Source organism: Virgibacillus proomii, assembly GCF_018916875.1.
Taxonomy (GTDB): Bacteria; Bacillota; Bacilli; order Bacillales; family Amphibacillaceae; genus Virgibacillus; species Virgibacillus proomii_B.
Map to the genome: position 1 here is coordinate 25,567 of NZ_JAHLNO010000021.1, position 20,692 is coordinate 46,258.

Genomic DNA, 20,692 nt, shown 5'->3' on the forward strand with positions numbered 1-20,692 from the left:
TTATTACTATCCGCCTTCGGAGTTTTATTCCAGTTATCCAGACTAGCCCGCTATACTTTACATTAGCATCATTTATTTGGGGAACATCATTAGGTGGAACACTAGTCTTAATCCAGCTTCAAGTAGCCAAACTTGTAGAACAACAATATGTTGCTTTAGCAATTAGTTTTATTTCTGTCTTTTATGGTATAGGCCAGATTGGTCCAGGTTTTTCTGGTTGGATAATCGATCACTTTGGTGCATTTAGTGCCGCATATTTGTTTAGTCTAAGTGGATTTTTAATCTGTTCGTTTCTTAGTTTATTTTTACCGTCAAATAGAATAAAATATACTAAAAGTGGATAAGAAATGGAAACAATGAGGTACTGTGAAGATTTTTTAGTTAGCAAAAATAGTGAACTTCAACTTTTAGGGGTTTTAGTCAAACTTTATTTTAAAGTAACAGGATGAATCTTTTTAAATTTGACAGCAATGAAGTACTAAAATGAGAGCTGTTTTTTTGAGCTGCTTCTTAAAAATGTCTGACTAGAAATTAGCCAACTTACAAGATATTCCACACAGCACTGCACAGTATAGACGGATAAACTCTTTTGAACCATTTAAATGACTTTTGGAGGAACATACAAATGAATGAGAAGATTAGTAACAACACTCTCTATTCTAATCAGAATAATTATCATTTGTTGTGTGTGGAGGGTTAAAATTGTTTGTACAACTATTTCAACACAAGAAGTTCATCGCTCGCCTTTTCTGGTTTTGCTACTAATTTTTAGCTGCCTATGGAGAAACGACAATCTCATCTGAAAGTAACAAAGACACGGGAAAAAATGATTTAAAGAAAGTCAGACAGTTAATGGAGAGATTACCATTCCAACAAGCCCTAAACGCATTGTTGGACAAGAATATATCGGTAGTCTTATTTGGTTAGAAGTTAAGCTTGTGGGTGCCAGAGAATTGATATTTGAAAACTATTATTTAAAGGACACTTTAAAAAGGACCATAGATATTGGTGTTTATGGGAGCCATCTACTGAGAGATTCTTAGCATTGGCGCCTGATATAATCATTACTCATTACTGGAAATAGAGCGAATTCTAAGCAAAATTGCTCCAACAGTTGTAATATCTTATTGTGAATAAAAAAATGCTCATGAAGAGCTCACATATTTCAGGAAATTGCTTGGCAAGGAACAAGAAGCAGAGGCTGGCTAACCCAGTACGATCAGAAAATGCAGATGCCTATACCATGGTTTGGATTGATGATTTGATTTCTACTATCTGTATGATAAGTTTGCAATCAATTTAAAAATAATATGTTTTATTAATCAGTGTCCATACTAACTATATTTGCTAATATCCTTTTTTTATTTACCAATGACTTTCATTGTTTCTTTAAGCAACAATTGTTAATATTAATGATAACCAATTAGGTGAGAGTAATGAATTTTCAACAACATATGTATACCGTAGATGGCGTAAAAGTTAGTAGAAATAATACAATGATTCAACATGATAAAGCAATTATAATTTATGTAGCAGAGGGTGAAGTTGAGGCAATCGTAGATCGTCGTACATTTCACTTAGTGAGTGATTTTTTACTTGTTATTCAAGCGCGTAAGCAAATTCAAATTAAACATGGGGAGTACACTCTTGTACGTTTTTAAAATTATCATTTAGTAAAGCAAGGATCTCAATTAATTTATAAGGTGGACCCCTTGCGCTTTATACATGAACTTATTTGTTATGAAGGCGTAACCTATTCTGTCGAAGAAGCTTTAGCTGTCCTACAGAAGAAAAATACGGTATATAATTTCCAAACGTTGTTATTACAAATAAATAAGGTAAATGAGAAGTATGAGCTCAATGTTTGCATTTATGGCGGTAAACTTGAGGAAGTACACCGCCAAGAACACAAATCCACTAATAGATAATGAAAATAACTCAACGAAAAATGGTTTCGATCGTCAAAAACCGATGACCGAAACCATTTTTAAGTTATTTTGGCTAGTTATGTCCCAGCCTCTTTATTTTTATGGACAACCTTCCCCATGCTACAAGAGGCATTAATAGTTATAGAAGCATGGGGATATACGTTTAAAACCGTTTCCTTTTTTTGGTCATTGAGTATCTAACTTTTAATATCTATTATACTAACAGTCAATATTAAAAATATATTAGTCCTTAACTTCAAACTCCTAAATAAATCACTATTAACTATATTTCTTTGATCATATACACTTGCTGAGCTATTGTTTGAAAACCGATCTGTTTTAACACGTTAAAGGTTTTTTCACTTTTGTTAATTGGTAAATTAGGAACTGTTCGATTGATATCATCTTTAAAATCTCCAAAAACCTGACCTAACAAAAAATAAATAATTTCCTCAGCATCTGTCCGATCTGATTTCGGCTCGCACTGAAACAAAGTGGTACTTATATGCCCCCCTTGGGAATTAAATATCCTATGGTAATAAGCGTAGCCAAGTACATTGTCACTATCATCTTTTACAAAGATACCTTCGCCATTTTTGGCACTTTGCCATTGTGTCTGCCATGGATTCATCGCTTTATAAAACTGTAGTTGACCTATTTGTTGAGGTGCTACTCGTTCGCAATTATATTTTCTGTTTAAATCTTTGATTGGATTTTGTGGTAACTTTCCATTGAGATTTAAATATTCTAAATTATCTTCGACTAAATAACCTATATTTTTATATAGTGAAATGGCTTTAGTATTATCGCTTATTGCCTCGAGTGTTGCTATTTCTATACCTTCTTCTTTTAGAATCGAGAAACTTGAATCCATTAATATTTTTCCAATTCCTTTGCTTCTATATTCCTTGGCAACACCTGTTCCTCCATTCCAGGTAATTTTTTTCCCTTTTATCTCTCTTGCTCCGTTCAAAACGATTCCTATCGGTTGTTTTTCTTCAAATGCTACGATAGATAACGAAGGCGAAAGATCTTCATTAACCATCCTTTTGATAAAATTTTGTGGTGTAGTGGTTGCATCAAAATAATATCCTTCAAAACCTGTATTCCAAGCTATTACAGCTTCAGCTAATGTACAGTCTATTAACTTTTTAATTTTAATCATCTTTTAACCCTCAATCTAGTATGTATCAGTTAGTACTGATTTCACTGCATGTCTAGCCCTTCTTATACATAAAGGTGTTTTTTCTGTTAGACCCATTATTAATACAGTATTAATGGTACCATCAAGAATACACTAATTTCATCATTTGGTAAATGGGTTTCACCCATTACTATTCAAAAGCTTACTGAACAAGTGAACGAATCTAAACAAGACTACTATACAAAAAAGTTACCACCGAGGGTTATATCAAGCTTTTACTGTTTGCCCAACTACACGAATTCAAGAGCTTAGAAGAAATGAGTGATGCACTTTTAGACGAAGAGCTTCAAAAAATACTTGGGTTCGAATCGATCAGCACTTCTCAAATATTATGAAAGAACAGGGAAATAGATCCAGCTATTCTTTCCAATCTATTCTTGGATCTCGTGTGGAAAATTAGAGCGTATTACTATAAAAATGGAAAGCATATGCCATTAAAAATCATTGATTCCAGTAGTACACTTCCACTAAATTTAAACAACCATAAATGGGCAACGTTTCGTAAAACAAAAGCCGGTATAAAGCTGCATTTACGACTAGTATTCATGGATAAGGACAACGTTTATCCAGAAAAATCAGTGATTACGCCTGCGAAAGAACATGACAGGAACCAACTGGAGGTTCTTGTGGATGATAAAGAAGCCATGTATGTGTTTGATCGCGGTTATGTAGACGATGAACGTTTTGATCGGATGACAGATGATGGCTATTTCTTCGTTTCAAGGCTGAAAAAGAACGCCGTCATTCGTAAAGTTACCTCTTTTTCACTTCCTGATGATGGTACGGTTCTATCCGAGAAAATGGTCTATATCGGAACGACACAAAAACGCACGGAAAACGTCTTTCGTCTCCTTGAAGTCATGGATACAAAGGGAAATCTGCTTCGTCTAATCACAAACCGCTTTGATTCAAGTGCCGAAGAAATCAGTGACATTTACCGATCTCGCTGGGCAATTGAACTCTTTTTTAAATGGCTAAAAACAACATGTAGAAATAAAGCATTTTTATGGAATGAGCGAAACTGCTATACAGAATCAAGTGTTTTTAGCGCTTATTACCTACTGCTTACATGTCTTATCCAACTGGAGATTGAAAAGCAAAAAATCTTTACTGCGAATCACTCGCTGGTTAAAGAGAGCGCTCTGGAAACCATCCTATGTCTGACTAGGAAGTTTGAGGAAAGATCCAGTCCGTAAATCGGCTGTTGTCGTTGTTGTCTTGGATTAATTGTATATTTTTAGCAAATGGACAGTGCCACCTTTCTTCAGATTTGGACTTTTTGGCTCAAAATCACAGAAGGTCGTTAATTGAATATTCTTGTTTTATTTATGCAATGTTTTGGTTTAAACGTATTTAATATAACAGCTAAACCAAAACTAAGTAAGGACCATATATAATGTTCCTGAAAAACTGCTAGGAACGAACAGATGCCTGCAAATAAAATAAGTAAAGAGAGGTGACAGAAGTCCGCATTTCTTCAACTAACACTCTACTTATTATTAAGTCCTGCCAAAATGGATTATTAATTTCTGTGAAAAAGCTTGCCACAGTGGCTTACTTTAGCTCGCTCTTCTAAACAAGTGCTATCCGCTATAAAAGCAGCTTGCATTAATAAAACTAACTAAAATTCCCTAAAAACTACTGCCTTCATATTGCCTTAATAGGCTTATTCAGTTGGTGAAATAGCTATAAATGAGTAAGGTAAACTTATTCATTTATAGCTATCTTTTTAGAAAGTATAAAGTTTTTTCCTCAGCTTCATGTACGAACTGCGCAATAAAGGTATCGACTGTTATAAGCAATAGCACCAATGTTAGTCGCCTCTAAATTGCTCGTATCTGAACAGATTAGGAATATTTAAAGATAATATTCCATGCTATAATTTGTTATGTAAGAAACTTGAGATTCAATTGTAAAGTAGGATAAAAGCTTAGATTATAAGTTTGAAAAAGAATTAGGAATTGAGGATTTATATGGAAAAATCAAAAAATAATCAAAATAAAATAACTGCTGGCTTGTTGGCCGTATATTTATTTGTATTAACATGGATTATACTCTTTAAAATGCAATTTTCATTTCAAGACTTGCCGGATTTTAGGGGAATCAACTTAATCCCTTTTGCTGGTTCAGTTATTGTTAATGATCAAATAGATTTTAATGAAATAATCTGGAATGTACTTGCATTTATCCCATTTGGAATTTATATCAGTATGCTAAAACCAAATTGGTCTTTCTTGAAAAAGATTGCAGTAATAGCAGGAGTTAGTTTGTTATTTGAAGTATTGCAATTCATCTTTGCTATAGGAGGTAGCGATATAACTGACCTTATGGGAAATACATTAGGTGGAATTATTGGAGTTGGAGTTTATATTGTATTTTGTAAGCTGTTTAGTACAAAAGCAAATAAAATCCTTAATGTTTTAGCTTCAATCGGAACGATATGCATTTTGGCATTAGTGCTGTTATTAATAAGTGGTTTTATTATTTATAAATTTCATGTAATTGGAGAATTGCTGTTCATGAAAATTAACAGAGGGTATACCATCAATGACTTTGATACAGCAGGTTCTTTATTTATAAAACAAGAATGACAAATATCACAAGCCACCTATTTTGAACTGCCCCCTGTCAAGTAGACAGTGGAAATAATAAAAATGCTTTAAACGGCTTGAGCTCTGTATTCCAATGGCTTAAGCCGTTTAATCTTTCTTGATATCATTCGTGATTGTAAAACTGAATATAGTCATTTATTGCTTGTGGAACGTTTCAAATGTCTCATACTCATGTAGATAATACTTTTCACACTTCAACGTTCCCCAAAAAGATTCCATTGGCCCATTATCAATACATCATCCTACACGTGAATACTATGAATCATCTCTTTTTCATCTATCTTTCTTTTAAATCCGTGCGATGTATATTGATAACCACGATCACTATAAAGTAATGGTCGTTCTCCATCTTTTCAAAGTAGCTGTTGCTATATCAAATGTCTTCAATACCAATTCATTATTGTTAGATTGACCGAGTACATAACTGACAATCGAGCCATCGTATAGGTCTAAAATCGCGCTTAAATAAGCCTTCTGAGAAGACCCATATTTGAATTCGGTCACATCGGTTCCCATTTTTCATTCGGTTTATTAGCTATAAATTCACGGTTTAATAGATTCTTTAGCGACATGTTGAGCAGGAGAAGAACTATTTTCTACGGATCACTGATTGTAATCCTGCAAGTTGCATTAAACGATAAATGCGGTTGTGATTGAACATTTTTCTTTATTTCCGATTCAATATTTAATGTCATTCTTCGATAACCATAAACTGTAGTGGACTTTCACCACCAAATTATCACCCATGCCAGGCGCACAATAAAAAAACCTTATTCAATGTCGAATAAGGTTAAGGGGTCTGACCTTACTTTTTTTTCCTACCATGTAAGGTGCCGTAAGACGCCCGCTTCAAGAGGCTCGAGTTGATACAAAAGGGTCTAAGTGGGAGAAAACGGCACCTAAATGCCCGATTCGTTCAAGGCCTTAGGTCATACCCTTCTAGGTACTAACATTCAGTAGGAGATGAAAAAAACTCCTACTGAATGAAGTTTCACTTTATTTAAACCATTTGGGACAGTGAACCTGTCCCTCTGAATCACCTAAGAAAAAGTCTAGTAGATTAGAACAATGCTTTAATACTTGATAGAACTACTAGTATGCCCACAATAATGACAAATGCGTTGCTAATATAACTTTTTTTGAATTTAGCTAGTGCAGGCACTTTATAGATTGCAAACATTGGTAATAAGAATAAAATTAGTGCAATTAGTGGTGCATTAATCATATCGATAAGATCAAGAATACTTGGGTTTGCATAAGCAACGAGCCAGCATGTTACGATCATAAATCCAATAATGATGTTCTTCACTGTTTTACCATTCAAATTTTTTCCGCGAGATTTAGCGGCCTGCACAATAATGTCTTCTAATCCTTCATATGCACCTACATAATGGCCAAGGAAAGATTTTGTAATGGCAATGAAAGCAATGATAGGAGCTGCATATGCGAATAACGGCATACTATATTTATTAGCAAGATAAGAAAGGATTGGCAAGTTTTGTTCTTTAGCAAGTGCAAGATCACCAGAAGTCACACTTAGGACAGTACTGAATACAAAGAACAATACAACAGAAATTGTCATGATATAACATACTTTTTGAATTTGGGCACATTTGCGGTCTACATTATCAATTCCATAGGTTTCCCGTTGTTTCATAACAAAAGTAGATATCATAGGAGAATGGTTAAACGAAAATACGATGATTGGTAGGATAAACCAAGCCATTCCTAAAATAGTTTTAAAACCTACTCCTCCATCTGCAGATGCAAAATTACCAGCTAAACTTAAATTTGCTAAATCCCATTGTGGAATTAAATATAGAGATAGAAACACTAGAGCTGCTATAAATGGATATACAATCCAGCTCATTACTTTTACAGTAACATCATGACCAAAATTCACGATAAATATTAGACCGAGAACCAAAATAAGTGATAGTATAATTCTAGGTGGTGCTTGCATGCTCAATTGATTCTCCATGAAACTACCTGCAGTATTGGTTAAGGAAACTGCATACATTAGTAATATTGCATAGATCGAAAAGAAATAGATGATATTAAAAATTACACTTGCTTTATTCCCGAAATACTCCCTTACCGTAGCTGTAATTCCCTCACCAGCTGATTCGGAAGAGTAGATCATTTTAGCCATCGCTCTATGTGAAAAGTACATGACAGGGAATGCAAGTACCGTAATTAAAAGTAAAGATAATATACCCCCTGCCCCAGCATTAATTGGTAAAAAGAGTACACCTGCCCCAATGGCTGTTCCAAAAAGACTCATCGCCCAAGTGGTATCTTGCATATACCATTTATTAGGGTCTTTATATTGTTTAACATCTTCTGTAGTTTTTTCAACTTCATGTACTTTAGCTGCATTTTGACTCATTTTAATTTCCTCCTTGTGAGGTATGGATTTTAATTATTGTTCATAAATTCACAATTTGTTAGAAAAATATATTTTATTACAAAATGGTTAAAATCTTATTGTTCTTTTCCAAGAATTTTATTTTTAATAGCAATTCCTGTTGGTGTGTCTGCAACCCCACCTAAGCCAGTTTCCCTTAATTCCCGAGGCATCCGTCTACCTACTCTATACATTGCTTCAACTACTTCATCAGCATTTATCAGGTTGTTTACACCAGCTAATGCCAGATCTGCTGCCACTAATGCATTAGCCGTTCCGACGGCATTTCTTTTTACACAAGGAATCTCTACCAAACCTGCGACTGGATCACAAACTAAACCGAGTAAATTTTGTAGTGCGGTTGAGAAAGCATGGGCTGATTGCTCTGGTGTTCCTCCTGCAGCTTCTACTGCCGCTGCAGCCGCCATTGCCGAGGCACTACCTACTTCAGCTTGACATCCTCCTAAAGCTCCTGCAATACACGCATTATTCGCTACAATCATTCCAAATAATGCTGAAGTAAACAGAAAATGAACCTGTTCCTCACGACTTAACTGTAACGTTTCTTTAATGGTAAAAAGTACACCCGGTATTGTTCCACTTGCTCCAGCTGTTGGCGTTGCACAAATAACTCCCATAGCCGCATTCACTTCATTTGTACCTATTGCACTCTGGACGCCTCTCATCATCATATCGCCAGAAAGTGTTTTTCCACTTTCACGATATTTTTTAATTTTAACCGCATCTCCTCCAGTTAATCCAGTCGGCGAAAATACGCCATCGCCCTCAGTACTTTTCTTTACAGCATTTTCCATCGTTTCTAAGTTTTTTTCCATCTTCTTCCAAGATTCGTCAAAAGTAGATCTTGTTACTTCCATTTCCTGTTTTATTGCTAATTCATAAATGGGTACTTGTCTTTCATTTGCTGCATCTACTATTTCTTTAATGGACATATACATACCTGTTCACCCCCTGGTGTAATTAAAGTATAATGATATTAGCTATCTCACTGAGTTTTTCTAATTCTTTCCGGGCATCACTACTTAATTGTGAATCCAAATCTAATTGGTATAAGTATTTTCCGTCTTTTTCCAAATTGATGGAGTTATTAATATCCACATCGTATTTTTTAAAGATTCTGTGTAATTCAAGTTCAAGATTATTTCTGTCCGAAATCGCTATCATTATTGGTAATGAACCTTGAGGATTTAAGCTAAATCCATCGATTTCAATATGTTTCACTTTAATTAATCCGCCACCGACTGAAATACCCACTGTTCGAATACATCGAATATCATCCTCGAGATAAATATCAGCAGTATTTGGATGACCGGCAGGACTATCACCTGATTCTTCTAAAAAGGTGATGTCAATGCCTTGAGATTCTGCTATTTTAATAGCATCTGGTACCCTGCTATCATCAGCCTCAAAACCTAATATACCGGAAATGATGGCAAAATCAGTTCCGTGTCCTTTATGAGTTTCTGCAAATGATTCATAATACTTTACCACAACTTTTTTTGGAAGACCTTTAAATAATTTATTTGCAACCAATCCCATGGCTAAAGCACCTGCCGTATGTGAACTTGAGGGCCCGATCATAACTGGTCCAATCACATCAAAACAACTTTTGTAACTAACATTCTTTTTTTCTTTAATCGATACTACGCTCATGGCCAATCCTCCCTTGAATTTAATGGTATTATTTACTGGAATAATCTTGCAATAACATTTATTAAAAATTAAAACATACAACTAAATCAAATTTGGTTAAATTTTACATGAAAGTGCTTCTAAATAAGAATGGAGTACCAATTATTTCAAATTCTCATTGAACTGTGGAGAAATTTTTTTTTGCTTCTTCAATTGGAGCTTACTAATTACGAATCTAAGCTTCTATAACTCTTTTATCACTTGTACTAGAAATGATTTGACATGTGCAACAATAAAAGTAGACACATAATAAATTTTATTAATTAGATTCCTTTATTACTGATAGAAAGAACTATATAAAATCGCTTTCAAAACACACCAAATAATCCATCAGAATACCTTTTTATTCTATTATTCCTGTTTTGAGTTCCCCTCCTATATTATTATTTTGAAAAGATCTAAGGACAAGATTTCACAAGTTTCTAAGAAAAACCATATAATGTCTCAATAGATAATTATCAATATAATAATTTATTATTACAAGTTAAAGATATCACATAAAAAATATAGCGTCAATATGGTGTAATAAAAAAAGGACGTGCCATTAACGACGGGGTTGTCCGATAAGTCCTTAAAAGTAAAGCAGCTAAAGAAAAATAAAACATTTTTCTTTAGCTGCTTTTTTATACTATAGGAAAGTATAAAATTTTAGGGTTTATAGTATAAGAAAAACTATAGCTTTCGCCATAAGGACTTGACGACAAGCCAAGTTTTTCTAAAATGAAAATTTTTTATGAAAGTAGCGAGGCGAAGCCCTGCTACTTTTACTAAGTTGTGGGCTAATGTCACAATTGCCAAACTCGATATGGCCTTGTCGAGTCCTCGGAAGGAAAACCTGTAGAACGACCGATTGCCTTTGATGTGATCGAACACACTTTCTACTTTGCGCTGAGTGTAGAGAGTAGCTTTCTCTTCACATCTTTGCTTTCATTTCTTCAAACACCATATTCCAATGAACTTGTCGATTCCCCTTCGCTTTTGTACATGTTGGTTTTAATAGGCAATCCATATAATCTTCACATTCATATATTTTATAGCTTTGTTCATAACCAGACTTGTTCTTGTTCGTTTGGTATTTTTTAAACATCACTTTTCTTTCATTCGGGCAAATAAAATAGTCATCTTTATCATGATAGATCCAATTCTTTGCGTTTTGGGTGTCTTTTTTGTATTTACGTCTCTTTTCTTTTATGTAGGTTCCGTACAGAATAAGATAATGAAATCGAGGCTCCTTTTCATCTCCAATCGCATATAAATAATTTTCTTTACTGCGATATCCTACATCCGCAATAACTGTCTTAGGCATTGGCGCCAAAGGTAGATACCAGCTTTGCATCCGAAAAAACCTTTTTAAACCATTATTATAGTAAAATGTTGTAATTCAATAGTATATCGTGAAGACTAAGGCCCCCCAGCCAGCCCCTTACTTAAAAATTTTAGTAAGGAACTTCTTCTAGGGTCCAAAATATTAACTTATAATCAAAACTTCCAATCGTATCACGGACGACTTAACTATTTTCATATTTGTAATAGAGTTTCATAGAACAAAAGAAATAAAGTATGGCTTAACTTTTTCCGATCTGTATTATTTATACAAATTTCCCAACAATCTACCTGTTTTCTAGTCTTCTAGATATTATCGCCATATTAAATCCCCGCTCTTTTAATGGATGCGCTTGGAAAAAATCTTCATATAGTCACCCAATAATTCATGATATTAAATGGAAAATTTATTTATTTTCGTTAAGTGATACTATACGTAGATAACGATAAACACTTGATTCAGCCATTCCCATTACTTTAGCAACGTCATTTACAGTACCTTTAATATCAAATACACCATATTCCTTTAATTTGGAAATAGCAAGTTTTTTTTGTTCAGGTGATAATTGAGCGCCAGATTCTAATATATCTTTGTCTATTTGTGTATAAATAATGTTCTGAATATTTTCAGTCAGTTTTTCAACGGGTTGTTCCTGTTCTGTTTTCTTGTCCATATACGCTATATCCCAGCTTAGATTAGCTAATTTTAATACATCTTTTGCGACCTTTCGATAGGTATCCACATCAAAGTTTATACATAAAAGACCTTGTAATTTACCTTCATGATCTTTTATAAACATGGTTGATGAACGAAATTTTTTACCTTTTGGTCCTTCTCCAACATAATTTACAATAAAATCTTTTTTTAAATATACTTTTTCCTCAATTAACTTTTTTGCATAGTTGGTTAAGGAGCTATTTAATGACCTTCCACTTAATTCACCATGGACGATGTGACCAATGTGAGAACCTCCATCAGGATCTAAAACATGTAATACAAATTCATAATGAGATCCAAAAATTTCACCAAAATAATTCATTATATTTTTATAGTGTTGAAAAAGATGATTATCCAACTTAGTACTCCTCCTTTTTATAAATCCTTCTTTTTGAATGTTTGGTTATAAATTTCCGAGATAATTTAAGTAAATCGTTTTTAATCATAAGTGGGTATTGCTACCACGCTTTATATCTTATTATTACTAGGTACCTCGCTCGTGAACTACTCAACCTAAATCTTCGTGAGTGGGATTGCCCAATGACAGGGATGTGATGCAAGTAAGAACTTGCTGAAACTAGCCATGTAATTGGTATTTTTTCTAGGGATAGGGACTGCCCCTATAGCTTGCATCTTTGTTTTTATAGCCACAGTACGAACATAGCTGACTACTTGCATAGCTTTTAGGAGCGATGATCAAATCACGACCTTTCCACTTTGCTTTGTAGTCAAGATATTCTCTGAATTTAGACCAAGATACTTCACTGATTGCTTTGGCTAGTTTATGATTCTTTTGCATATTCTTCACTTTCAAGTCTTCAATCACAATCACTTGATTTTCGTTTGTGATGTCATTACTTATTTTGTGAAGAAAATCATTGCGTTGATTCCTATTTTTTCATGAAGTTTAGCAACTTGCAGTCTAGTTTTCTCTCTATTCTTAGAGCCTTTCTTTGTGCGTGACAAAGAACGTTGCAAAAAAGCTAATATTTTTCAACCATTTAGGATTTTCGTACTTTTTACCATTAGACAATATTGCAAAGTCTTTTAGACCAACATCAATTCCGACTTTTGTATCAAGTTTTGGAAATAATTGTTCATTATCTTCTACTAATACAGAAGCGAAATATTTTTGTAGGTGTTTTAGAAATGGTTACAGACTTAATCAAGCCAAAAAATTGTCTATATTGCTTCATTCTTACCATTGTCTTTAATTTTGGCAGTTTGATGTAGCCATTCTCAATGTACACGGTTCCTTTTTGATTGTTTGTTGTATAGCTCTCGATAATTGTCTTTCTTGTTCTTGAATTTTGGAAAACCCACTGATTTATCACGAAAGAAATGAGCATATGCTTTGTTCAAGTTCATTTTGCATTAGCCAAGGCAAGGGCTATCCACTTCCTTGAGAAAAGGAAATTCAGCCTTATATTGTGCAGGGGTAGCGCATTTAATAGATTTATCCATTTTTTCTTGTATTCCTTGTAAGAATTGATTCTATCAGCAAGCATTTTTTGTATACAAACCGTACACACCCAAATGTTTTTTCGAAGAATAGTCGTTGTTCTGTATGAGGATATATACGATACTTATATCTTTTAACATCATTTACATCTACTTTCTGCCTTGTTTTTCAATATATTGTTTGATTGTTTATAGACGATTATAGAACAATATTTTGGTTTGCGCCAATCGAAAATTCATCTCCCACTTTCATTGGGCTACACCCTTCACAGAAGTAAGAGAATTCTTTTCGGAAACCCAGTTAAATTGGAATAGCCCCTATTTTATTCATCAATATTATCCAATATATTCTTTACCACCCATATAAGGTCTTAAAACTTCTGGTATTCGTACTCTTCCATCCTTGTGTTGATTATTTTCCAAAATGGCTGCAACAGTACGCCCAACTGCCAATCCAGAACCATTTAGTGTATGAACGAATTCGGGCTTCCCTTTTGGTTCTCTTCTAAACCGGATATTTGCTCTTCTTGCTTGGAAATCTTCAAAATTACTGCAAGAAGAAATCTCACGATATGTGTCGTAACTTGGTAGCCATACTTCTAAGTCATATTTTTTTGCAGCAGCAAAACCTAGATCCCCTGTACAAATAGCTACTACCCGATAAGGAAGTCCTAGCAATTGTAATACCTTTTCTGCATCATTTGTTAATTTTTCTAATTCCCCATAAGAATCTTCTGGTTTAACGAATTTTACCAATTCAACTTTATTAAACTGATGTTGACGAATTAAACCACGTGTGTCCCTTCCTGCCGATCCAGCTTCAGAACGAAAACAAGCACTGTACGCAGCAAACTTAGCAGGAAGATCATCTTCGGACAATATTTCATCACGATAGTAATTCGTAACAGGCACTTCCGCCGTTGGTATTAAGAAATAATCCTCCTTCTCAACTAAAAATACATCTTCTTCAAATTTTGGCAGCTGCCCGGTCCCTGTAAGGCTTGTCCGATTCACTAAATACGGAGGCAACATTTCTGTATAACCATGTTGTTCAGTATGAAGATCAAGCATAAAGGAAATTAGCGCTCTTTCTAATTTTGCGCCAAGGTCTTTATAAAAAACAAAGCGACTTCCTGTTACTTTTGCAGCACGTTCAAAATCAATAATTTCTAATTCAGTAGCAACATCCCAATGGGGTTTCGGTTCAAAATCAAATTGAGGAAGTTCTCCCCACTTACGAATTTCAACATTCTCATCCTCTGTATCACCAATGGGTACGGTTTCATGCGGTAAATTTGGAATGGCTAAAAGCAAAGCATTTAATTCTTCTTCAATCACACGTAATTCTTCATCGAGTTTCTTTATTTGTTCTCCAACTTCACGCATTTCTACAATTAAATCTTCAGCATCTTTATTCTCTTTCTTTAGAACGGCGATTTGAGAAGATACATCTTTTCTCTTTTTCTTTAATTGTTCAGTTTCGACGATTAATTTCCGACGCTTTTGGTCAAGTTCACCAAACTTTTCTAAGTCGGTTAAGTCTTCACCACGATGTTGTAATTTTGCTTTTACCTCTTCAAAGTTCTTCCTAAGCAGTTTAATATTAAACATTTTACTACCTCCTTTTTAGTTTAAAAATAGACTCAAATAAAAAAACTTCCATCCCTAAAAAGGGACGGAAGTTTGATATCCGCGTTGCCACCCAAATTGCAAGTATTGTAAAAAATACTTACCTCTCGAAATAATATATCGGTTTCGCCGGCAGTACTTACTCAAATTCTTTTCAGTACCACTCTCAAGGATGGATTCACAGGTCTTTACTACTGATTTTCACCTACCATCAGCTCTCTTAAAGTAAATTTACCTGTTACTATTTCCTGTCATCGATTTAAAAGTATGTGATTATTTTAACAATATTATATCTAAATCATTTAAGATAGTCAAGATACATATACATTTATTTTGTATTTACTTCCTAAAAATATTCAACCAACTAGTTCTTTCTCTACTTGTTGCTGCAATTTCATCTTGAGTTCTCATCATTATACGCAGGTAAGGCATCAGCCCTATCGATTTACTAACAAATATGAAGATCAATCCCATCAGCTATTTGACTTTCGACCCGCTACCTAGAGAGTTTGTAAAAACAATAATATATACTAGGACAAGTGATAAAAATGGAATTGAATATAATTATGAATTAGGTGCACTCTGTATAAAGTTTAGTTTATTTAATTATTTTCAGTACAAATATGTATGGACAATAGAAAACAAGAAAAAAAAAAAGAATCCGATCAGACAGTTGAAAATGGATTCTTTTTCATTTTTTGGACAAAAATTCAACTTGCTGAAAAAATAGTCGCATTAGTTATAATAAATGTCTGACTGTAGGGAACAGAGGATGGAGTTGACGAATTATTTAATAATAAAATGGATTTTCTGTTTGGTTATTTACGACAAGTAATAGAAAAAGATAAATCTATACTAAATTTTCCTTGTGCAATTTCTCCATCCCTTATCAATAATAGACTTTATATTTTAAAAAAAAGCCGAGTTTCCTTAACTAAGGTATCGGCTTTTTTGTAAAATAATTTAGACTATATTCTTTTTCCTTCCCCTATGAACACAGAATTAATATAAATTTTATATTGGTGGTAAGATTTAGAAAAACGCAACTGATTTTTGAAGTAAATAAGTCGCTTCATTGCAAAACTTCTTAGTAACCTTAAATTTTTCCATTACAAATGGATGCCTTCAAAAACATTATTAATTTTATATTGGAGTAACATAAATGTAGGTACACAAAAATGTAATGCAAAGTTATCAGCCTTTTTTTCTTGTGGTATAGTTCATGGGCAAAATCTTCCTACTGTTGTTCAGTAGATAACCTAGAATCAATTATTATTTCTTTTTTATCCCGCATGTAAGGTGCCGTAAGACTCCCACTTCAAGAGCCTCGAGTTGATACAAAAGGGTCTAAGTGGGAGAAAACGGCACCTAAATGCCCGATTCGTTGGCACAAGTCGTGGCACACTTTATATTAATATTCATGTTTTTAGTTTTGATATTTCTTAAAATCCTTTAAAATCAACGATATTGCATTATATTGTATTAGCATAGTACTGAGTGGGAGTAGTAACAGGTGTGCCCTAAAAGTCCTTGGTAACACAGGGATTTTAGGGCTTTATTATTAGTATTTAAAAACCCCTGGCTGCTAGGGGTTCTGGAAGTTTTCAGCGTGGGTCAAATAAAAACGCCTCACTTCATGGTAAGATAAGGTTGGTTTCCCGACCACCAAATGGCGGTAGTTGGAGTGATTCCAAAGAATTTAAAAGGGTGTAGAATAGCTCATGAGCATTTAACACAAATCTATATTGTAGAAACAATACATAAATGAAAACTAAAAATGATAAATATTGTAAAAAAGGCTATTGCTCTTCCATGAGGTATCGGGAACACTAGATACAGGAATGGTTTTTAGTGTTTATTTGGGTACAATTTGGATATCATCAAAAACCAGCTTTCTTTCAAATCAACTTCTAACAGAAGAAAAATGGACAAAGTCTCTATAGCCATTTGAATTGTCAATAATAAAAAATTTAGAAATAAAAAATTCCTGCTAGAAGACACTTCTAGGAACTATTGTTGTTAAAATGTTACAAAACAATTAATTAAGGAAGTACTTACATGACTTGATATATATGATTTGGCAGTTACTCATATCCAATGCTAGAAAATAATGAATTCAGTCTAGGATTTACGCATCTTTCAGGAAGCTAAAGGAAAGCTTTTGCCCAATAGGGTCAAGAGCTTTATTCATCATCAAAGTTCTGTTCATTTTACTGTACCTTATTTCACTAAAACATTAAAATAAAGCCACAATGTTTACCAAGGTCAATGTTAGAAAATGATTTAAAAATGTACATAGAAATGGAGGATGTAACGGATGCAAGACAAAATATTGTTAATAGAAGATGACCCATCAATTTCTGAGATGGTTAAAAACTTTTTATCCAAAGAAGGATTTTATATCATCCATTCATCAGATGGAAAAGAAGCGATGGATTTATTTGAACGACAAACGTTTGATTTGGTCGTATTAGACTTGATGTTACCAAAACAGAGTGGCATTGATTGTTTGAAGGAGATGAGAAATCAAAGTCTCGTTCCGGTACTAATTATTTCTGCTAAAGACAGTGATGTAGATAAAGCGATCGGTCTAGGTTTTGGAGCAGATGATTATCTCGCAAAGCCATTTTCTATGATTGAATTACTTGCACGGGTGAAGGCATCCATCAGAAGAGCAACCGAGTATTCCGAACATAAAGAAAAACGCCAGCGACAAATGCTTCACATTCATGAGCTTACGATTGATATCGATAATTTTCACATCAGTAAAAAAGGAATTACTATCAAACTAACAAACAAAGAATGGGAAATATTAAAGTTATTTATTCAACATCCTACAAAAGTATTTACGAAAGAACAAATTTACCGTTTGGTTTGGAAAGAAGAATATTACGGAGATGAAAATGTAATTAACGTCCATATGAGTAGATTAAGAGAAAAAATAGAAGATGACCCAGCGAATCCACAATATATTGAAACATTATGGGGAATCGGCTACAGACTAGGAGAATTGAATTCTAAATGATGTTTGTTGTGATGAGCGTTATCTTTATTTTAATAACTTTAAATATAATTCAGTATGTACAAATGAAAAATAGAGATAAAAAACTAGATTATTTGGCTAATAAACTTGGACAAATTTTAGAAGAAGATTCTATGGAACAATTATTATTAATGACGGATGATAAAAAGTTAAAAGCTTTACTAATTGAAATAAATAAGTTGCTAGATATGCATAAAGGAAAAATTGCAAAATACAATCAGTCAAGACAGTCCATGAAAAAAATGTTAACCAATATTTCACACGATTTGAAAACACCATTAACGGTCGTACTAGGGTATATCGAAACGATTCAGAAAGACAAAACGATTGATCAAAAAGAACAAATAAGGCTGCTATTACAAGTTCATCGTAAAACAATAGAAATTATCGATCTAATGAATGCTTTTTTCGATTTGGCAAGACTTGAATCAGGAGATAAAGAAATTCCACTAATGAAAATAAATATCAATGAGATTTGTAAAGATAATTTACTTTCATTCTATGATGTAGTCCAAACAAAAGGGTTAAAGATAGATTTCCAATTACCAGATAACCCCATTCATGTAGTAGGAAATAAAGAAGCGCTGGACAGAGTCTTACATAATCTTTTGTCAAATGCCATCCAGTATGGCAGTGATGGTAAGATACTCGGTTTAGCTCTAACTTTTAACGAAAAACATGTTTGTATTGACGTATGGGACAGAGGAAAAGGAATCGAGGAACAGAAGCAAGATCTTGTCTTTGAAAGAATGTTCACGTTAGAAGAATCAAGAAACAAAGCCTTTCACGGAAGCGGGTTAGGATTAACAATTACGAAAAGACTGCTAGAACAAATGAATGGAACGATACATGTACAGAGTATGCCATATCAGAAAACAACATTTACGGTTACGTTACCACGAATCACTTACTAACTTAAGAAATAAGTAAGAATTAAGAAAGAGAAAAGCAACAGCTGCTTGGTACGATGCATATAACTAAACTTGAAGAAAGGATGGAAATATGGTGTATATCATAAAGACAAATAACGTAACAAAGTGTTTTCAAGGGAAAGAAGTCGTATCAAACATAAATATGAATGTAAAAAAAGGCGAAATTTATGGGTTCCTTGGTCCAAATGGATCAGGAAAAACAACACTAATGAAAATGCTAACAAACTTAATAAAACCTACGGCCGGAGAAATAGAGATTTTTGGTCAGCCATTAACCCCTTCTTCGTCATACGATGTGTTAGGAAGGATAGGAAGTATGATCGAGTATCCGATTTTTTATGAGAAATTTACAGCTAAGGAAAACTTAGAACTTCACTGTGAATATATGGGGTACCATAATAAAAAAGCCATAAATGAAGTATTAGAAATGGTTCATTTAATAAATATTGAAAATAAACCGGTGGAAAACTTTTCACTAGGGATGAAGCAACGTTTAGGTATTGCAAGAGCCATTATTACAAGACCCGAGCTTTTAATTCTCGATGAACCAATTAATGGACTTGACCCTATTGGTATCCGAGAAATTAGAAATTTGTTCAAACTACTCTGTAAAGAATATGATATTACGATGCTAATCTCTAGTCACATTTTAGCTGAAATTGAACAAATGGCTGATACGATCGGAGTTATTAACAAAGGAAAATTAATCGAAGAAGTTTCGATGGAGGAAATGAGAGAAAAAAATACAGAATACATGGAGTTAGTAACGTCAAACCTGACAAGGGCATGTTTTATTCTCGAAAATAGACTTCATTTGCGTAATTTTAAAATAATTGACCAGAAAATCATTCGTATTTTCGAACAGAGTGTGTCACAATTGGAGATCTCAAAAACAATGATTTTAAACGACATCGAGATTGAGTCAATGAGTAAAAAAATAACGTCCTTAGAAGAATATTTTATGGGGTTAATGGATAAAGAAAAACAAGATCAAGTAAGGTAAAAATAAATGGAGGTGGTTTATACATGTTTACATTAATGAAATTGGAATTCAAAAAAGTGAAAATGGGTTGGTATGTCAAGGGAGCAGTTATTGCAAATATCCTAATCCTTTCTTCCCTTTTTTTCATTGGTTATATTGAAAAGTTGGAAGGTAATGTTTTCTTTCTTGACTACGACGAAGTTTTCATTATAATAGGTGCATTTGTAAGAGCCACATTTATTATTTTTGCAGCGGTTTTAATTGTAAAACTAGTGATCGAAGAGTTTAAAAATAAAACAATAACCGTATTGTTTACGTATCCTATTGATAGAAAGAAGTTTATTGGTGTAAAACTATTTATTGTCGGCTCCTTAACCTTTATTTCAATCATTATTTCTAATCTTTTTGTTCTTGGTTCATTTTTTGCATTGAATCCATACTTTCAAATCATTCCAGGTACTCTTTCATTGGAAATGGTAGTCCAACAAATTATTCCAATCATTACATTTGCTTTTGCGGCAGCAGGAACAAGTTTAATTAGTTTATATTTCGGAATGCGAAAATTATCTGTCCCGGCAACAATTATTTCGTCAATTGTAATCGTTTTTTTAATTAGTTCTCATAATCCAGTCTTTTCTGTAGCTTCGATTGTTTATATTCCGTTATTATTAGCGGTCATTGGTATTTTAATTGCTTTTTTGTCAATTAGAAGAATAGACAAAATAGATATTATTTAAGGT

General features: G+C 33.6%; 16 protein-coding genes, 3 pseudogenes and 1 other annotated feature. Of the genes and pseudogenes, 9 read left to right on the plus strand and 10 right to left on the minus strand.

The annotated features are described in order from the left end of the window. The first annotated feature begins 35 nt into the window (after positions 1-35). The 3 genes from KQI21_RS16910 to KQI21_RS12155 all read left to right on the plus strand — a co-directional run bounded on the left by KQI21_RS16910 (position 36) and on the right by KQI21_RS12155 (position 1,928). Positions 36-344, plus strand: a complete 309-nt coding sequence (locus KQI21_RS16910) for an MFS transporter (protein WP_373687674.1) — start codon at positions 36-38, stop codon at positions 342-344. A gap of 1,092 nt (positions 345-1,436) precedes the next feature. Then, entirely contained in the window at positions 1,437-1,661 is a 225-nt protein-coding gene (locus KQI21_RS12150) for a hypothetical protein (RefSeq protein ID WP_216484462.1), read from the plus strand. A 51-nt stretch (positions 1,662-1,712) separates the two neighbouring features. Next, the gene (locus tag KQI21_RS12155) at positions 1,713-1,928 is read left to right on the plus strand and encodes a hypothetical protein (RefSeq protein WP_216484463.1); all 216 of its coding nucleotides are present in this window, start codon (positions 1,713-1,715) and stop codon (positions 1,926-1,928) included. A 283-nt stretch (positions 1,929-2,211) separates the two neighbouring features. On the opposite strand, the gene KQI21_RS12160 is transcribed toward KQI21_RS12155, so the two are convergent. Further along, the gene (locus tag KQI21_RS12160; RefSeq protein ID WP_216484464.1) at positions 2,212-3,093 is read right to left on the minus strand and encodes a GNAT family N-acetyltransferase; all 882 of its coding nucleotides are present in this window, start codon (positions 3,091-3,093) and stop codon (positions 2,212-2,214) included. Positions 3,094-3,213: 120 nt separating this feature from the next. Here KQI21_RS12160 and KQI21_RS12165 point away from each other — a divergent pair. After that, a pseudogene (locus KQI21_RS12165) lies at positions 3,214-4,296 on the plus strand (IS4 family transposase). An 809-nt stretch (positions 4,297-5,105) separates the two neighbouring features. After that, positions 5,106-5,723 carry a VanZ family protein gene (locus KQI21_RS12170; RefSeq protein WP_216484465.1) on the plus strand — a complete coding sequence of 206 codons (618 nt, stop codon included), beginning with the start codon at positions 5,106-5,108 and terminating at the stop codon, positions 5,721-5,723. Between the two features lie 610 nt (positions 5,724-6,333). Here KQI21_RS12170 and KQI21_RS16915 read toward each other — a convergent pair. From KQI21_RS16915 to serS, 9 genes and pseudogenes are all read right to left on the minus strand, one after another. Beyond that, positions 6,334-6,405 (minus strand): IS3 family transposase, encoded by a 72-nt coding sequence (locus KQI21_RS16915; protein WP_373687675.1) that lies wholly within the window; start codon positions 6,403-6,405, stop codon positions 6,334-6,336. Between the two features lie 399 nt (positions 6,406-6,804). Further along, complete coding sequence (locus KQI21_RS12175; RefSeq protein WP_216484466.1) at positions 6,805-8,133, minus strand: aromatic amino acid transport family protein; 1,329 nt, start codon at positions 8,131-8,133, stop codon at positions 6,805-6,807. A gap of 95 nt (positions 8,134-8,228) precedes the next feature. Continuing rightward, a complete protein-coding gene (sdaAA, locus tag KQI21_RS12180) occupies positions 8,229-9,110 on the minus strand; it encodes an L-serine ammonia-lyase, iron-sulfur-dependent, subunit alpha (RefSeq protein ID WP_216484467.1) in 882 nt (293 codons plus the stop codon). A 22-nt stretch (positions 9,111-9,132) separates the two neighbouring features. After that, positions 9,133-9,831, minus strand: a complete 699-nt coding sequence (locus KQI21_RS12185) for a serine dehydratase beta chain (protein WP_216484468.1) — start codon at positions 9,829-9,831, stop codon at positions 9,133-9,135. A 705-nt stretch (positions 9,832-10,536) separates the two neighbouring features. Continuing rightward, positions 10,537-10,767 (minus strand): annotated as a pseudogene (locus tag KQI21_RS16920) (hypothetical protein); the annotation flags it as partial. 10 nt (positions 10,768-10,777) lie between these two features. Beyond that, positions 10,778-11,170 (minus strand): transposase, encoded by a 393-nt coding sequence (locus KQI21_RS12195; RefSeq protein WP_253291461.1) that lies wholly within the window; start codon positions 11,168-11,170, stop codon positions 10,778-10,780. A 424-nt stretch (positions 11,171-11,594) separates the two neighbouring features. Beyond that, a complete protein-coding gene (locus KQI21_RS12200; protein ID WP_216484470.1) occupies positions 11,595-12,263 on the minus strand; it encodes a helix-turn-helix transcriptional regulator in 669 nt (222 codons plus the stop codon). A 273-nt stretch (positions 12,264-12,536) separates the two neighbouring features. Beyond that, positions 12,537-13,484, minus strand: a pseudogene (locus KQI21_RS17085) (RNA-guided endonuclease TnpB family protein); the annotation flags it as partial. 218 nt (positions 13,485-13,702) lie between these two features. Beyond that, positions 13,703-14,977: a serine--tRNA ligase gene (serS, locus tag KQI21_RS12215; protein ID WP_216484471.1), complete on the minus strand. Its 1,275-nt coding sequence runs from the start codon at positions 14,975-14,977 to the stop codon at positions 13,703-13,705. 57 nt (positions 14,978-15,034) lie between these two features. After that, positions 15,035-15,259: a binding site (T-box leader), on the minus strand. A gap of 2,053 nt (positions 15,260-17,312) precedes the next feature. Here serS and KQI21_RS12220 point away from each other — a divergent pair. From KQI21_RS12220 to KQI21_RS12235, 4 genes are all read left to right on the plus strand, one after another. After that, positions 17,313-18,020, plus strand: a complete 708-nt coding sequence (locus KQI21_RS12220; protein ID WP_301281752.1) for a response regulator transcription factor — start codon at positions 17,313-17,315, stop codon at positions 18,018-18,020. After that, positions 18,017-18,952, plus strand: a complete 936-nt coding sequence (locus KQI21_RS12225; protein WP_216484472.1) for a sensor histidine kinase — start codon at positions 18,017-18,019, stop codon at positions 18,950-18,952. The genes KQI21_RS12220 and KQI21_RS12225 overlap by 4 nt, the downstream gene beginning before the upstream one ends. A gap of 88 nt (positions 18,953-19,040) precedes the next feature. Beyond that, a complete protein-coding gene (locus tag KQI21_RS12230) occupies positions 19,041-19,973 on the plus strand; it encodes an ABC transporter ATP-binding protein (protein WP_216484473.1) in 933 nt (310 codons plus the stop codon). A gap of 23 nt (positions 19,974-19,996) precedes the next feature. Beyond that, entirely contained in the window at positions 19,997-20,689 is a 693-nt protein-coding gene (locus KQI21_RS12235) for an ABC transporter permease (RefSeq protein WP_216484474.1), read from the plus strand. Positions 20,690-20,692 lie beyond the last annotated feature (3 nt).

Bases quoted from the DNA above. Each gene is read 5' to 3' on its own strand.
- KQI21_RS12150 (WP_216484462.1), top strand. From the start codon at position 1,437: ATGAATTTTCAACAACATATGTATACCGTAGATGGCGTAAAAGTTAGT.
- KQI21_RS12160 (WP_216484464.1), bottom strand. From the start codon at position 3,093: ATGATTAAAATTAAAAAGTTAATAGACTGTACATTAGCTGAAGCTGTA.
- KQI21_RS12170 (WP_216484465.1), top strand. From the start codon at position 5,106: ATGGAAAAATCAAAAAATAATCAAAATAAAATAACTGCTGGCTTGTTG.
- KQI21_RS12175 (WP_216484466.1), bottom strand. From the start codon at position 8,133: ATGAGTCAAAATGCAGCTAAAGTACATGAAGTTGAAAAAACTACAGAA.
- sdaAA (WP_216484467.1), bottom strand. From the start codon at position 9,110: ATGTATATGTCCATTAAAGAAATAGTAGATGCAGCAAATGAAAGACAA.
- KQI21_RS12195 (WP_253291461.1), bottom strand. From the start codon at position 11,170: ATGCCTAAGACAGTTATTGCGGATGTAGGATATCGCAGTAAAGAAAAT.
- serS (WP_216484471.1), bottom strand. From the start codon at position 14,977: ATGTTTAATATTAAACTGCTTAGGAAGAACTTTGAAGAGGTAAAAGCA.
- KQI21_RS12220 (WP_301281752.1), top strand. From the start codon at position 17,313: ATGCAAGACAAAATATTGTTAATAGAAGATGACCCATCAATTTCTGAG.
- KQI21_RS12225 (WP_216484472.1), top strand. From the start codon at position 18,017: ATGATGTTTGTTGTGATGAGCGTTATCTTTATTTTAATAACTTTAAAT.
- KQI21_RS12230 (WP_216484473.1), top strand. From the start codon at position 19,041: ATGGTGTATATCATAAAGACAAATAACGTAACAAAGTGTTTTCAAGGG.
- KQI21_RS12235 (WP_216484474.1), top strand. From the start codon at position 19,997: ATGTTTACATTAATGAAATTGGAATTCAAAAAAGTGAAAATGGGTTGG.